This window comes from Pseudonocardia asaccharolytica DSM 44247 = NBRC 16224, from assembly GCF_000423625.1.
In the GTDB taxonomy this organism is placed as follows: domain Bacteria; phylum Actinomycetota; class Actinomycetes; order Mycobacteriales; family Pseudonocardiaceae; genus Pseudonocardia; species Pseudonocardia asaccharolytica.
Genome location: NZ_AUII01000024.1, coordinates 36,458 through 50,540, shown reverse-complemented (window position 1 = coordinate 50,540; position 14,083 = coordinate 36,458). Strand labels below are relative to the sequence as shown.

At 71.2% G+C, this 14,083-nt stretch carries 16 protein-coding genes and 1 pseudogene; 8 read left to right on the top strand and 9 right to left on the bottom strand.

What is annotated here, in order from left to right; genetic code table 11:
* The first annotated feature begins 122 nt into the window (after positions 1-122).
* From G567_RS30040 to G567_RS30035, 3 genes are all read left to right on the top strand, one after another.
* Positions 123-1,127 (top strand): MEDS domain-containing protein, encoded by a 1,005-nt coding sequence (locus G567_RS30040; RefSeq protein WP_245585717.1) that lies wholly within the window; start codon positions 123-125, stop codon positions 1,125-1,127.
* Positions 1,124-2,077: an anti-sigma factor RsbA family regulatory protein gene (locus tag G567_RS0119710; RefSeq protein WP_028931334.1), complete on the top strand. Its 954-nt coding sequence runs from the start codon at positions 1,124-1,126 to the stop codon at positions 2,075-2,077. The genes G567_RS30040 and G567_RS0119710 overlap by 4 nt, the downstream gene beginning before the upstream one ends.
* A 171-nt stretch (positions 2,078-2,248) precedes the next feature.
* The gene (locus tag G567_RS30035; RefSeq protein ID WP_147201318.1) at positions 2,249-3,100 is read left to right on the top strand and encodes an AfsR/SARP family transcriptional regulator; all 852 of its coding nucleotides are present in this window, start codon (positions 2,249-2,251) and stop codon (positions 3,098-3,100) included.
* Between the two features lie 12 nt (positions 3,101-3,112).
* Here the strand turns inward: G567_RS30035 and G567_RS0119700 are convergent, their stop codons facing one another.
* Positions 3,113-3,595, bottom strand: coding sequence for an ATP-binding protein (locus tag G567_RS0119700; RefSeq protein WP_161631727.1), 483 nt, complete (start codon positions 3,593-3,595; stop codon positions 3,113-3,115).
* Positions 3,596-4,162: 567 nt separating this feature from the next.
* On the opposite strand from G567_RS0119700, the gene G567_RS0119690 reads away from it, so the two are divergent.
* Together G567_RS0119690 and G567_RS30030 are read left to right on the top strand one after the other, a co-directional pair.
* On the top strand, positions 4,163-4,360 hold the full coding sequence (locus tag G567_RS0119690) for a hypothetical protein (protein ID WP_028931331.1): 198 nt from the start codon (positions 4,163-4,165) through the stop codon (positions 4,358-4,360).
* Between the two features lie 53 nt (positions 4,361-4,413).
* Positions 4,414-4,728, top strand: coding sequence for a hypothetical protein (locus G567_RS30030; RefSeq protein WP_037057724.1), 315 nt, complete (start codon positions 4,414-4,416; stop codon positions 4,726-4,728).
* 27 nt (positions 4,729-4,755) lie between these two features.
* On the opposite strand, the gene G567_RS0119680 is transcribed toward G567_RS30030, so the two are convergent.
* The gene (locus G567_RS0119680; RefSeq protein ID WP_028931330.1) at positions 4,756-5,130 is read right to left on the bottom strand and encodes a histone-like nucleoid-structuring protein Lsr2; all 375 of its coding nucleotides are present in this window, start codon (positions 5,128-5,130) and stop codon (positions 4,756-4,758) included.
* Positions 5,131-5,637: 507 nt separating this feature from the next.
* Here G567_RS0119680 and G567_RS32320 point away from each other — a divergent pair.
* Positions 5,638-6,057, top strand: coding sequence for a DnaJ domain-containing protein (locus G567_RS32320; RefSeq protein WP_051233321.1), 420 nt, complete (start codon positions 5,638-5,640; stop codon positions 6,055-6,057).
* Positions 6,058-6,105: 48 nt separating this feature from the next.
* On the opposite strand, the gene G567_RS34420 is transcribed toward G567_RS32320, so the two are convergent.
* The 3 genes from G567_RS34420 to G567_RS0119660 are packed head-to-tail and all read right to left on the bottom strand — an operon-like array spanning position 6,106 to position 8,571.
* On the bottom strand, positions 6,106-6,297 hold the full coding sequence (locus G567_RS34420) for a hypothetical protein (protein WP_147201169.1): 192 nt from the start codon (positions 6,295-6,297) through the stop codon (positions 6,106-6,108).
* Positions 6,278-7,444, bottom strand: a complete 1,167-nt coding sequence (locus G567_RS0119665) for a M20 metallopeptidase family protein (RefSeq protein WP_028931329.1) — start codon at positions 7,442-7,444, stop codon at positions 6,278-6,280. The genes G567_RS34420 and G567_RS0119665 overlap by 20 nt, the downstream gene beginning before the upstream one ends.
* Complete coding sequence (locus G567_RS0119660; RefSeq protein ID WP_186814222.1) at positions 7,441-8,571, bottom strand: amidohydrolase family protein; 1,131 nt, start codon at positions 8,569-8,571, stop codon at positions 7,441-7,443. Before G567_RS0119660 ends, G567_RS0119665 begins: the two co-directional genes overlap by 4 nt.
* A 615-nt stretch (positions 8,572-9,186) precedes the next feature.
* Here G567_RS0119660 and G567_RS0119655 point away from each other — a divergent pair.
* Positions 9,187-9,498 carry a transglycosylase family protein gene (locus G567_RS0119655; protein WP_245585716.1) on the top strand — a complete coding sequence of 104 codons (312 nt, stop codon included), beginning with the start codon at positions 9,187-9,189 and terminating at the stop codon, positions 9,496-9,498.
* Between the two features lie 57 nt (positions 9,499-9,555).
* Here the strand turns inward: G567_RS0119655 and G567_RS36330 are convergent.
* A pseudogene (locus tag G567_RS36330) lies at positions 9,556-9,666 on the bottom strand (F420-dependent glucose-6-phosphate dehydrogenase); the annotation flags it as partial.
* A 104-nt stretch (positions 9,667-9,770) separates the two neighbouring features.
* Positions 9,771-12,008 (bottom strand): HelD family protein, encoded by a 2,238-nt coding sequence (locus G567_RS0119650; protein WP_084796280.1) that lies wholly within the window; start codon positions 12,006-12,008, stop codon positions 9,771-9,773.
* Positions 12,009-12,256: 248 nt separating this feature from the next.
* On the opposite strand from G567_RS0119650, the gene G567_RS30020 reads away from it, so the two are divergent.
* Entirely contained in the window at positions 12,257-13,045 is a 789-nt protein-coding gene (locus G567_RS30020) for an RNA polymerase sigma factor SigF (RefSeq protein WP_037057722.1), read from the top strand.
* A gap of 28 nt (positions 13,046-13,073) precedes the next feature.
* Here G567_RS30020 and G567_RS0119640 read toward each other — a convergent pair whose 3' ends face one another.
* Both G567_RS0119640 and G567_RS30015 read right to left on the bottom strand, forming a co-directional pair.
* Positions 13,074-13,625 carry a type 1 glutamine amidotransferase domain-containing protein gene (locus G567_RS0119640; protein ID WP_028931325.1) on the bottom strand — a complete coding sequence of 184 codons (552 nt, stop codon included), beginning with the start codon at positions 13,623-13,625 and terminating at the stop codon, positions 13,074-13,076.
* A gap of 46 nt (positions 13,626-13,671) precedes the next feature.
* A complete protein-coding gene (locus G567_RS30015; protein ID WP_051233320.1) occupies positions 13,672-14,019 on the bottom strand; it encodes a TraR/DksA family transcriptional regulator in 348 nt (115 codons plus the stop codon).
* Positions 14,020-14,083 lie beyond the last annotated feature (64 nt).

The window sequence follows — 14,083 nt, the reverse complement described above, 5'->3', positions numbered from 1 at the left end:
CCGTTCATCGCGCGGGACCGCCGGTTCGGCGGGAACATGAGGGGTGGTGGTACCGAACGGCTCCGGGACCATGCAGTGTCTGCAGCAACATCGTACAAAGCTCCGATTGGGTACACACAGTGGTGAGATCGACGGCGGATGTGGGCCCCGGCGATCACGTATGCGCGGTTCCGGTCAGCGACGAGCAGCTCTGGGAGATCTCGGCGGACTTCGTGGCCGGCGGGCTGTCCCGCAACGAGCAGGTGTGTTATTTCGACGACGGCACCGTCGATTCGGTGCTGGGTCGGCTGGCCGATGACCGCGTACCGGTCGATCAGCCGTTGCGCACCGGGCAGCTGGAGATCCTTCCGGCGGCGAGGATTCGCCAGCTGTTCCGTGCGTCGCTGTCCGAGGCCCGGAAGCTGATGTGCGCCCGGATCGACGAGGCGAAGGCACGCGGATACGCGGGCCTGCGGATGACGGGCCAGATGAGCTACGGCACCACCCGGCCCGGCCTGCTCGACATCGTCGAGTTCGAAAGCGAGCTCGACGAGCTGGTCCGCAGCCGCAGCGTCACCGCGCTCTGCCTCTACGACCGGGTCCGCTACACCGATGCCCAGATCGAACGGCTGTGCGGCCTGCACGGCAAGGAGCTGACCCCTCCGACCGCCTACGACGACGGGCTGCTGCGCATCACCCGCACCGGGGCCACCAGCGCGCGACTGGCCGGCGATATCGACCACAGCAACCGACCCGCGGTCACCCGGTTGCTCGAGACCACCCTCGACGACGCGCTGCGCTCACACTCGGCCCCGACCGATATCGAGCTCGACCTTGCCTCGCTGAGATTCCTCGACGTCGCGGGCGCCGTTGCCCTGGTACAGGGGGCCGAGGGATTCCCCAGCACCCATCGGCTGGTTCTGCGCGACGTCCGGCCGTGGATCGCGCGCGTGCTCGACCGGTGCGGGGCGCCGTTCGCCGCCCAGCTCGTGCTGCTGGAGTTCAGCCGTCCGCACGAAGGCGCCGAGGCTCCGCCCCCGACGCCCGGCGTTGCCCCGGACGAGGATGGGCCGGGACGGCAATGCCAGGACACGGTGGCGGATACGGTCGGGGAAGGCACGGCCGGGACTCTTCGAGAGGTGCGATGAAGGTCGAGACAACCCGGGTCGCGGTCCCGCTTCGGCTGCGGCACGCCGCGGGGTTTTTCTGCTCCCCCGACGACCTCGTCGCGCAGCTGTTGCCGCTGATCGGCACGCTCCTCGAGCGTGGGGAACCCGTCGCGCTGTCGGTGCGCCCCGCTACGGAACGGGCGCTGCACACCGCGCTCGGCAACCCCGCCGGGCTCATCGTGCTGGCCGAGCCGCACCCGTTCACCCGTGGCTCGGGGCAGACCACCGCGGTACGGCGCGCCCGTGAGCTGCGCGAGCTGACCAGCGAATCGGGGCATGTCACGGTCGTCGCCGAGCACGACAACCGGCTCGACGGCGTCGATGGCCGGTACTGGACCGAGTTCGATGCCGCGGCCAACATCGCGCTCGGCGACCTGCCGGTGAGCCTGCTGTGCTTCTATCCCGAGCTGCCCCTGCACCTGGAGATCCTCGACGGCGCCCGGCGCAACCATCCGCTGCTGCTCGTCGACGGCGAGTTCCGGCACAACCCGGCCCACCGCCTCCCCCGGGAGGTGCTGGAGGCGACCCCGACCCCGGCGCCCGCGCTGCTCGGCCCGCCGGACGTCCAGCTCACCTACACGGCGTGGCAGCTGCGCGAGGTCCGCACCGCGGTCGCCAACCTGCTCACCGGTACCTCGTTCACCCCCGCCCGGATCGAGGACATCGTGCTGGCGATCAACGAGATCGCGACGAATGCCGTCGAGCACGGCACACGCGAGGCGCAGCTGTCACTGTGGCTCTCCGCCGACGGCTTGGTGTGCGAGGTGCACGACGGTGGCACCCTCGCCGATCCGCTGCCGGGCCTGCGGGCGCCGCGTCCGACCGACCCCCGGGGCCGCGGCATGTGGATCGCCCGGCAGCTGTGTGACCTGCTGCATGTGTGGCAGGACCGTGCGGGTACCCACGTTCGGTTACACGCTTCCCCATGAGTTAAGATCGATCCGATCGACGTCACCCGTCCGCCGTACGCAGGCTGCAGATGTGACGAAAGAGCCCCTTGGCAAGCTGTGTGCGGCGGAGAAGACTCGCCGGCGTACTCGGTGCCATGAGGCCTGCGGACGGGTCGACACACAGACGTTTCACCACCTGCGGGGATATCCATGCCTGACGATCAGCGACGGCCGTTGCACCGGGTGACGGTGCTCGGATCCTTTGCCCTCGACCAGGACGGCGCCGGCGTGCCGCTCAGCGCGGACGCCCGCCGGGTGGTGGCCTATCTGGCCGTGCACCCGCGGCCCCAGCCGCGGCTCGCGCTGGCCGCCGACCTGTGGCCGGAGGTTCCCGCCGACGCGGCGTTGCGGCTGCTGGCCGAGGCCCTCGACGCGATCGACGTACCCGGGCTGCTCGTCGGCGCCGGGCCGTCCATCACCGACGCGCCGGTGGCACTCGCCCCTGACGTCGAGGTCGATCTTGCCGAGGCGATGGCCCTCGTGCGCACGCTGCCCGAACGTCCCGCCACCGAGATCGCCGACACGTCCGCCCTGCGGGCGGACATCCTCCCCTCCTGGACCGCGTCGTGGATCGCCATCGAGCGCGAACGTTTCCGCCAGCTGCGGCTGAACGCGTGTGAGGACCTGAGCCTGCGGCTCACTGCCGCGGGACATCACGATGCCGCGATCGAGTTGGCCCAGACCGCCGTGGCGACCGCGCCCAGCCGGGAGAGCGCGCGCAGGGCGCTCATCGAGGCGCATCTCGCGCAGGGCAATATCGCGGCGGCCGTCGCCCAGTACGACGAGTACCACGAGCTGCTGCGTTCCAGCGTCGGAGTTCCCGTGGCGTCCGCTCTGGACGGTATCTTTCCGCCCGCCCCGGCATGGCCGGTGGTGCGAGGCTTCCGCCGCCCGGTTCAGCGCTCCGCGGTCGCGCTGCCCGGCCTGCGCTCGATCCGATACGGCCCGACGGGCTCGCGGCGGCTCGTCTCCGGCGGATCGGTGCCCGGCTCCACCCGCTGAGGCCTGCCCGTCTCAGTTGCCGATCGGGATCGTGAAGCGGACCTCGGTGCCCATCAGGCTCGGCGTCACCCGCACCTGCTCGGCCAGTTCTCCGATGAGGAACAGCCCCCGTCCGCGATTTCCGCTGTGCCGGGGCCGGGAATGCCAACGTCCGCGATCGGCGATCCGGACGTTGACGACTCGGTGCGCACCGCGTCGGTGGACATCGAGTCGGACATCGACGGTCCCTGGCCGACGGCCGCGGTAGGCATGTTCGACGCTGTTGGCGACGGCCTCGCCGACTGCGAGCTGGAGATCGACCAGGGTGTGGTCAGGGAGCCCCGTCCGATCGGCCCAGTCTGCGATCTCCGCGCGGATCGCCCTGAGCTCGTGGGGATCCGCGTGATGGTGCAGCTCCAACGGTTCGGTGGCATCGAACCTGGTGTTCAGGCTCGGCCTCGTCCCGTGGCCGCCGGCCGGTTCACGACCGTTCACATTGTCGGTCCTCGTGGCCATGGCATGTCCGTTCTCCTTCCGTACCTGCCGGTTGCCCATCCCTGCCGCGGCCAAACCCTGAATCGAATGTGGTGTTGATCTCGGGTTCCGGCGCCCGGCCCGGTTGGCCATCGCCTCGGGCAAATGGCATCTGACAGGGGTTTCTGCTGGACCCTGCCTTGTTCGCGGCGGACGCGCTACGAACACGCCGCCGCGACCAGACCGGGCAAACCCTTGCTGGGTCCTCGTGCTTGACCGGCTCTACCTGGCGGCATCCGGATGGATCGTCGGGACGGTCACCCCGGACAGACAGCGGCCCCACCGGCAGGCAAGGTGGTGGTGGGGCCGACGTCCTCAGCGGTGTTGATCGGCGGACACGCCGAAGAGACCCGCGATCTCGCCCGCGGTGACGGCGCCCTGGCTCGGTTCCGGATGCGACCCACGTCCCTCGGGCGCGTCCCGATCCTCTTCCGGCAACCACCCCCTTCCGAGGACCGACCGGATACGGTCCCACTCGATAGTGACCCATGCCATATCAATAGCTAATATGTTAGCTATAGCTTTATGACATTGGAAGGAGAAGGACTCATGGCAGCGCGCCAGCATGTTTCCGATCTCCAGCAGGTCGACCCGGCGGACTCCACGGATCGCTCCCCCAGCGCTCAGCACGTGCAGCTCCTCGCCGCTCTCCATGGTCCGGGCGTCGACGACCTCAAGGACGACGTCGGACGCGAGAGACCGCCCGTCGAGGAGGCGCCGACGGACACGCTCCTCACCCCGAGCTGATCCCGCGCCACGACGACGGTTGATCCGATCGACGAACCGGTTGGAGGTGTTCGGTGAGTCCGTCCAACGTATGGCTGCAGCCCCACAGCGACGGGCCGGTCCGAGCCGATCCGACTTCCTCCCCCAGCGCGCTCAGGGATATCGAGCCGGGCGACGACCACCTCTCCCTGGCCGATGCCACCGAGCGGCTCATGGCCGAATTCGGTTCCCGGCTCGACCTGGCCCTCATCAGCCGCGTCGTTCTCGACTGCCGCCACGATCTGCAGAGCGAACCTCCGGGCGCGCTGCCGGAACTCGTCGAACGGCTCGCCCGCCGGAGAATCCTGCGGGTCCTCGAGGCCGACGCGGACCCCGGTGCAGGGCCGTAGGCAGATACCGCTCTCCACCGAGGGAGGTTAATGCGCTTGCTGGTAGGCCCGCAGGACGTCGGCCGGGATCCGGCCGCGCTCGGAAACCTTCATTCCGTGCTCGCGCGCCCATTCCCGAACCGCCTGGTTCTGCGCGCGGTCCACGACGGCCGGGCGCGCCGGCGCCCCGCCGTCGGGCCCGGCCGCCGTTCGACGGCCGGCGCTCGCCCGTCGTCCGCGCCGCCCGCCATCGGCCCGCCGCGCCGCCGCGACGAACTCGGCGAGCACGTTGCGCAGCGATTCGGCGTGCGCTTTCGACAGGTCGATCTCGTACCCCTTGCCGTCCAAGCCGAACACGACCGTCTCGTCGGCCTGCTCACCGGTCAGGTCGTCGACCAGTCGGACCTCCTGGATCTGCACCATCGCCGCCCTCCATCGTCACTGAACCAAGGCAGGATCATTCGTCCTGGTGGAGAGAGAATCGGTGGAACTGCCTGCGCTGCCTCCAGATCGATTCGGCAGTCCAGACCCGTGCCTGGTCGGCACGCACCAGCACCTCAGCCTCTGCGGTCGGCAGAGGCGCAGTTCGGTCGGCATTCGATTGTTGTTCGCTCGATTGTATGCCCAAAGATGCGATCCGGCGCGCCGTTGCAAAACGGCTGACGAAGGACCCCTCGCCATGTCCGTGACATCTCGCCGGCGTGCCTTTCAGGATCGGACGCACGTTGTGCCGGGGTCGCCCGGCCGTGGGAACCGGCGGCGCTGTCTCCCCGGCTCGATTCCGGCGATGCTGTCTCCTCTCTGAGGTCTGCGGCCGACGCCGGGCGCGCAGCATGCCGGTGCGTGGATGCCGTCGTAGAGTCGGCGGTATCCAGCCGCCTCGCCGGCGGGGCGGCGCACCGGTGCCCGAACACGAAAGACGGAACCGTCATGGCCCGCATCCCCCCGCACGATGGGCCGGCGAGCAACCGGGATCCGTATGCGGTCCTGGGGGTCGCTCCCGGTGCCTCGGCCGCCGACATCGCGCGCGGCTATCGACGGCGCCTGCGCGAACTGCACCCCGACACCCGGGATCCCACCGCGGCCCGGGAGGCCATCACCCTCGACGAGGTGCAGGCCGCCTACCGGGCGCTGCGCGGTCGCCAACCACCCCGCGATCCCGGGCCCGCGCGCGCGAAACCGCGCTCCGGCGCCGGGCCGCAGCCGCCGCGCCGGCCCGCGGCATCGGCCGCGGCGGACGCACCGTCTCGATCGGGCCCGGTGCCGATCCCGGTCCGCTGCGAGGTCCGCCGCCGGCCATGGTCGGTTTCGCTGGTCGTCGGGCCCGTCCGGGTCCATCTGTCGTTCTGAGCGGCCCGACCGCGAACCTCGGCGACCCGGAGCCGGGAGCTGCGGCGATCACAGGTACTCGGCGCCGGTGTGCCGGCCCGGTTCGGGATCGGCGAAGGGAACGAAGCGGAACCGCACCTGGGCGGTCTCGATGACCGGCGCCGGAGACGGCGCCAAGCAGATCACCGGCTGACCCACCCCGATAGGCCGGACCGGGTCCGCGGCGTCCCGGCCCAGCCGATCACCCCAAGCCACCGACACCGGCGAGATAGCCGGCGAGCATGCTTCGCGCGACATCCCGCACCGTCGAGTCGGGCGGGAGAAACCGGGGACTGTGCAGGCCGGCCGTGGTGTCGCCGTCCCCCACCCCGACGAACATCATCAGCGACGGTGCGACGGCGGCGTAGTAGGCGAAGTCGTCGCTTCCACACGAACGGAACGCACGGTCGGTCACGAAACCCGCGAGGTCGAGCCAGCGCCGGGTCGCCACGGCGAGCCGCTCGTCGTTCACCACGGCGGGCTGACCGTCATGGATCTCGAGCTGGCACTGGCAGCCGAATACCTCGGCAGCGGCGTGCACCGCACGTCCCACCTCGCGGTGCAGCATCGTCCGGTCCGCCTCGCGCAGCGCGCGCAGTGCCCCACGCGCGGTGGCCGCGTCCGGAATGACGTTGGCGGTCCCGGGCGCATCGAGGTGGCCGACGGTGAACACCACCGACTGCATCGGATCGGTGCGTACGGCGACGATCTGGTGCGCCGCGACCAGCGCGTGCATCAGGGCGAGCACCGGATCGCGGTTCAGGTGGGGGTAGGCCCCATGGCCGCCGCGGCCCCGCATCCTGAGCACGACCTCGTCGAACGAGGCGTTCACCGCCCCTGGGGTGGCACTCACGCATCCCGCGGGCAGCGCGGGCTGTAGGTGCGCGCCGATGACCGCGCGCACGTCCAGCCGCGTGAACGCCTCCTCGCGCACCAGGTCCAGGGCCCCGGAGGGCCGGGTCTCCTCCCGGGGCTGGAGAACGGCGAGCAACGGCACCGGTGTGCCGACCCGCCGCACCGCCCTGGCCAGCGCGACGAGCGCGGCGAGGTGCACGTCGTGCCCACAGGCGTGCATGGCGCCGACGGTGGCCGCGAAAGGAGCCCCGGTGTCCTCGATGATCGGTAGGGCGTCGAGCTCGGCGCGCACGGCCACCACCGGTCCGGCGCAGCCGCCGATGGGGATCAGCCGTCCGGTGGCGGCGACCTCGTACACCTCGCTCCCGCCGAGCGCGTCGACCACCCGGTCCGCGGTCCGCGCCTCGTCCCCGGACAGGTCCGGGTGCGCATGCAGCAGGTGACGCAGCTCCACCGCGTCGGCGAGCTCGTCCTCCAGCGCCGCGGATACCGCGCGCAGCAGCGTGGCCGTCATGCCGGGCCCAGCCCATAGACGCGTTCGGCATTGTGCCGGCAGATCGAGCGGGCGATGTGTTCGGCGTCGGAACGGGCGAGGGCGTCCTCGTCCAGCCAGTCCCCCAGCACCCGGGCCAGGGCCCGTCGGAACAGCGTCGCACCCAGCAGGTAGAGCTCGGGAAGGCCGTACGCGTCCGAGGAGTACAGCAGCTTGCCGAAGGGAGCCAGCTCGAGGGTCTCGGCCAGCAGCGCGGCCGCCCGCGCTCCCACATGGGGGATCGCCAGCCCCAGGTCGAGATGCACGTGCGGCAGGACGGCCGCCAGATAGGCCGCATGGCGGTGGTACGGGTAGCAGTGCAGCAGCAGCACCGGCACACCGCTGTCCGCCGTCAGCTTCAGGAAGCCGGTGAGCCTGCTGGGGTCGGTCCGGTGCAGGACCAGGTCGGGATCGCCATAGCCGACGTGCAGCTGCAACGGCAGACCGCGCCGGATCCCGCTCCACAGCACGTGCCGCAGCAGGACGGGGTGATCAAGCCTGCGCGCCCCGCTCCCGAGCCAGCTCTCGGCGGCCCGGCGCACCTCGGTCGGTGCCGGTGGGTCGGGCGGGAAGTCGAAGCCGCCGCGATAGGCCACGATGCTCTTGAGCCCGATCGCGCCGACCGTCGCCTCCTCGAGCGCCGCCTCGAACGCGTCGGCGAAACCGGCGGGGCGCACCGAAGCCCCGGCGAGCGTCTCGGCGACCGCTTCGAGCCGGACGACCTCGTGCGCCCGCGCGCCGGAGACCGCGGCGAACCGTGCGGGGTCGAGGAGTTCGTCGCTGCGGAATCCGGTGTCGATCAGATATTCGTGGGTGCGGGTGGATCTCAGGAGCCGCGCGGCCGCTTCCGCCGCGCCGAGTTCCGCGCGCCGGGCGAGGTAGTCCTGCGGGGCGGCGTGCGGGGGCAGCCCCAGCGCCGGTGCGCACCAGCGGCGCAGCGCCAGTCCCAGCGGGGTGTCGAAGTTCGACATGCCCGGCGCCGGCGCGCCGCCCTCGCTCAGCAGCGCCTCGAATGCCGGGCCGTCCAACGGGCCGGCCGCGACCCCATGGGAGTGATGGTCGACCAGCGCCAGCGAACCGATGAATGTCGCGAGCTCACCGCCCGACATGGTCACCGGACTCCGCACGGCTCGGCCGCGATGTCGTGAGGCGATCGGATTACGACCATCTCGGCCTCCGCTCGACGCCCGGTAGTGCCCGCCCTGGACAACATATCCCCGGTGGCCGGGTGCGGCACGGCAGACGGCGCGACGGAGATCGATGTTTGCCGACGGGAACCGCGTGTGACCAATTCGGTAGAGTTCCAGTTTGAAAGCGATTCCCCGAGCGTGATCCTCTCGTTATCAAGTCCGGGACTGACCAGCCGCAATGGCGACGGTTCGGGGGGAAATAGTGCCCTGCCGTGAGATTGGTCACCGTTGATCGAGTTGTGCTGGACCGGGTCCAGGTGCGTAGGGTCCTCGGCGGCCGGCCCCCGAGTCCGGTCAGGAACGCACACCGGCCCGTCGCGCCCTGCCCTGTCCTGCGGCGTCGGTCCGTCGATCACATGAGCCGGGACGGGGCGAGGAATCATGCCGAACGCTTTGCAGGAAACGTCTGCGGAGCGCGGTTGACTCCGGTCACCCGAGCATATCCGTGCGCGGAATTTGCCCGGAGTTCCTCCATGGCGCGGTGGGAGAACATCTATGTCCACTCTCCGTACCTTCTTCTCCGGCCGGAATCTCATGCGACTCGCGTTGGCCGGCGCTCTCGCGGCTACCGCCCCCTTCGCGGTCACCGGCACCGCGAACGCCGCCTCGGGCTCGACGTGGGACCGGCTGGCCCAATGCGAGAGCAGCGGCAACTGGAACATCAACACCGGCAACGGCTTCGCGGGCGGTCTGCAGTTCACGCCGTCGACCTGGCGCGCCTTCGGCGGCACCGGCCTCGCGCAGAACGCAAGCCGGGAACAGCAGATCGCCGTCGCCGAACGAGTGCTGACCGCGCAGGGCTGGGGTGCCTGGCCGGCCTGTTCACGCAAGCTCGGCCTGCGCTGAGCCCAGGGCCGGCCGCCACCGGGACACCGGCGGCGGCCGGACGCCGCCATCGCGTCGTCAGCCCAGCGCCCGCAGCCTCAGGAGCACGTCCGCGGCGAACTGGGTCAGGAACCGCTGCTGGTCGTGGCCGGGGCCGTGGAAAACCAGGTGGTTGAGCCCGGCGTCGAGCTCCCGCCGTCGTCGCCGCGCACCGCGACCAACCCCCAGCCTGCTACATCCGTCGCTGCCACTGGCCCGTGAGTGCGTAACAGTGTTAGAACACTGTTACGCACTCACGGGCGGCGGAGGCGTTTGAGGACCGGCGGGAGCTCGTCGGTGTGGACGACGGTGAGCCGCTGGGTGGCGCGGGTGAGCGCGACGTACAGGTCGTTGACTCCGCGCGGGGACCCCGCGAGCACCTCGGCGGGCTCCACCAGCACCACGGAGTCGAACTCGAGGCCCTTGGCGGCCATGATCGGCAGCACCACGACCGGCGCCTCGAGATCGTCCTCGCCCGCGAACCCGGGCAGGCATCCGCGCAGCGCCGCCACCCGCCCAGCGGGGGCGAGCACGGCGACCCGGCCCTCGCCGACGGCGGCGCGCTCCTGCGCCACGATATCGGCGAGCACGCCGTCCGACCCGGCGAGCGAACCGGGGGCGAGCTGCAGCGCCCGTGGCGGCACACCCGTGCTGCGCACCGAGCGCGGCGGCGCGAGGCCGGGATCGATCTCCGCCAGCACATCGTCGGCGACGTCGGCGATCTCGGCGGGTGTCCGATAGTTGACGGTCAGCTCCTCCAGCCGCCAGCGGTCGGCCACGAACGTGCCCAGCACCTCGCGCCATGAGCCTGCACCGGCCAGATCCCCGGTCTGGGCGATATCGCCGACCACCGTCATCGACCGGCTCGGTACCCGGCGCATGATCAACCGCCACGCCATCGGGGACAGCTCCTGCGCCTCGTCGACGATCACATGCCCGTAGGTCCACTCCCGGTCCGCGGCGGCGCGGTCGGCGGTGGAGTCGTAGCGGCGCACCCGCTGCCGTTCGGCGAGCCGGTCGGCGTCGACGATATCGATGGCGCGCAACAGCTCCGGGTCCAGATCGTCCTCCAGGTCGAGGACGTCGAGGACACCTTGGGCGTACTCGACCTCGGCGCGCAGCGCCGCGGCGGCCTCCGCCGCGGCGCTGCGCCCGTCATCGCCCAGCAGCTCGGCGGCCTCGTCCAGCAGCGGAACGTCGGCCGGGGACCAGCGCTCGTCGAGCGGCACGTCCTCGGCCGGAGCGGGCCGGGCCAGCAACGCGCGCTCCGCGGCCGGGATCCGCCGGGCCACCAAGCCCAACCGCCTCGGATCGGCAAACAGGTCGGTCAGCAGCTGCTCGGCCGACAGCGTGGGCCACAGCGCGTCCAGCTCGCGGGACAGCTGCGGGCTCTCGGTGAGCTCGGCCCGGATGTCCTCCAGGTCCCCGGCCGTGAGCAGCCCGCCGCTGCCGAGGTCGGCCGCCACCTGCTCGGCCAGCAGCCGCACCGCCTCCCGATGGAAGATCCGCTTCGCCTCGTTGTGCGGTTTGCGCGACCGTCGGGCCCGGGTCCGCGCGGCGTTCGCGACCTCGCGGTCGAGCCGCACCCGCTGCTGTTCGACGACGAGCTCGATCGGCTTGCGCGGCACCTGCTGACGGTCACGCACCGCGGTGGCCACCACCGCGGCCATCTCCGCCCGACCCTTGAGCGCCGCGGTCCGGGCGTCCTCGACCCGCCGGGCGTGCAGCCCGGGGTGCAACTGCGCGACGGTGCCGAGCACCACGCTCGTCTCACCCAGCGACGGCAGCACCTGCCCGATGTAGCGCAGGAATGTGGCGTTCGGACCGACCACCAGCACGCCGCGGCGGGCCAGCCGGTCGCGGTGGGTGTAGAGCAGGTAGGCGGCGCGGTGCAGCGCGACCGCGGTCTTGCCGGTACCCGGCCCGCCCTGCACCACCAGCACCCCGGACGGCTTGGAGCGGATGATCCGGTCCTGCTCGGCCTGAATGGTGGCGACGATGTCGCTCATCCGCCCGGTACGCGCCTGCGACACCGCCGCCATCAGCGCGGCCTCGCTGGTCAGCCCGGAGTGCCCGGCCAGCGCCTCGGCGTCGGCGAGGTCGAGCACCTCGTCGTCGATCGCGACGACGGTGCGTCCGCGGGTCCGCAGATGACGGCGGCGTCGCATGCCCTCGGGGGACGCCGCCGTCGCGGTGTAGAACGGCCGGGCCGCGGGCGCGCGCCAGTCCATCAGGAGAGGTTCGTACTCGCGCTCCTCGTCGAGCAACCCGAGCCTGCCGATATAGCGGATCTCTCCCGCCTCGGTGTCCAGCCGGCCGAAGGCCAGCCCGTGCTCGGCGGCGCGCAGTGCGGCGAGCCGGTCGGTGTACATGGCGACCGCGGCGTCGCGTTCGGTGAGCGCCTGCGGGGTACCGACAGTCTCGCCCTGCAGGACGTTCTGCAGCCGCCGCGCCGTCTCGGCCCGGCGATCGTCGAGACGCGCATACAGCATCGTGACGTACTGCTGCTCATGAGCGAGCGCATCCTGGCCTTCGGGATCGAGCGGACTTGCGGACGACGCGCTGTTCGACACCAGGACAACACCTTCGCACGCGTGGACGGATGACAAAGCTCCCGGACGATGTGCGGTTCCGGTGAGCACGCGGTCATCCAACCTACCAGCGCTCGGGTTTCCTGGTCGGAAGCGTCGGGTAGATCGAGCCGTGCAGTGTTCTCTGTTCCGCAGCAGTCCCGCACGGCATGGCTGCTGAGCAACGCTCCGAAGGTCCGTCCGGCTCCGGGTATGCCTCGCTCGCGCCCCTGTTCACCGAACTGGCCGCCCTCCAACCCGGCAGCCCCGAACACGAGCAGCTGCGGTCCAGGCTGGTCACGGGCCATCTGCCGATCGTCAAGCACATCGCGCGGCGATTCGCGGGTCGCGGTGAGCCCGTCGACGATCTCGAGCAGATCGGCACCGTCGGATTGATCAACGCCGTCGACCGGTTCGACCCGCGTCGCGACGTCGACTTCCTGTCCTACGCCGTACCCACGATCACCGGCGAGGTCCGCCGGCATTTCCGCGACCGGACGTGGTCGATGCGTGTACCGCGGCGGCTCAAGGAGCTGCAGAGCTCGATCAACAAGGCGGTGGATCCTCTCTCCCAGGAGCTCGGGCGGGCACCGCGACCCAGCGAGATCGCCGAGCGGCTCGAGATCAGCACCGAGGAGGTGCTGGAGGGGCTCGCCGCCCAGCACGCCTACCGCTCGTCGTCGCTCGACGAGCTGGTCGCGGGCGCCGACGCCGTGCTGCGCGACACCCTGGGCGAGGCCGACGCGGAGCTGGACAAGGTCGAGTACCGCGAGACGCTCACCCCGCTGCTCGACGAGCTCCCGCGGCGCGAGCGCACGATCCTCGTCCTGCGGTTCTTCGGGAACATGACCCAGACCCAGATCGCGAACGAGATCGGCATCTCCCAGATGCACGTGTCGCGGCTGCTCGCCCAGACCGTGGCCGCCCTGCGGCGGCGCATGACCGGCGGCGGCGCATGACCGGCGGCGGCACCCCGGCCCGCCCTGCTCAGCTCGGGGGACGCGCGAACTCCTCGACGATCGCGGTGCAGAACGCGGGGAGGTCCTTGGGGCCGCGGCTGGACACCAGCCCGTGGTCGTTGACGACCTCCTGGTCGACCGTCTCGGCACCGGCGTTGCGCAGGTCGGTGCGCAGACTCGGGTACGAGGTCAGGGTGCGGCCCTTGGCCACGTCGGCGTCGATCAGCGTCCACGGGCCGTGACAGATCACCCCGACGGGCTTCCCGGCCCGGAGCATCTCCGCCACGAAGGTGCGCACGTCCCGGTCCATCCGGAGCCGGTCGGCGTTCACCGTTCCGCCCGGCATGATCAGCGCGTCGTAGTCGGATGCGGACGCCTGGTCCGCCGTCCGGTCGACCGGGAACGTGTCGGCAGGCCGGATGTCGCCGTTCATCGCCTGGATCTCCCCCGTGGAGATCGAGACCAGCTCCGTCCGGGCGCCCTCCGCGGTGACCGCGTCGCGCGGGTTCGTCAGCTCGACCTGCTCGACGCCGTCGGTCGCCAGGATCGCGATGCGCTTGCCCGCCAGCTTTCCTGTCATGACAATCGGCTACCCACCGGCCGGGACGCCAAACCGCCGCGGCCGGTCACTCCCCCGCGATCGGGCTGTCCGCGTGCTCGCGACAGGTGGCCACCTCGGGACGGGCCTCGAGCCGCTCGTCGTCGATCCGGGTGCCGCACACCGCGCAGCGGCCGTAGCTGCCGCCCTCGAGCCGCTCCAGCGCGCGCACGACCCTTCTGCGCTGCTCGGCGACGGTGTCGGCGAGCAGCGTGTTGTCCATCTGCGCGGCGACCTCGCTGCCGTGGTCACCGGGGTGGGTGCCCAGTACCGGGTCGTCCAGGGGCTGGTCGGCCTCGATGTCGGCGCGATGCGAGCGTTCGTCGAGCTCCGCCAACTCGGCCGTCAGCAGCTGCCGGGCGCGATCAGGATTCATGCGGGTCCCTCCAATGCGGGTCGGGCGTCGGAGAGGGCGCATACCCGCAAGCGCTGGAGTCCAC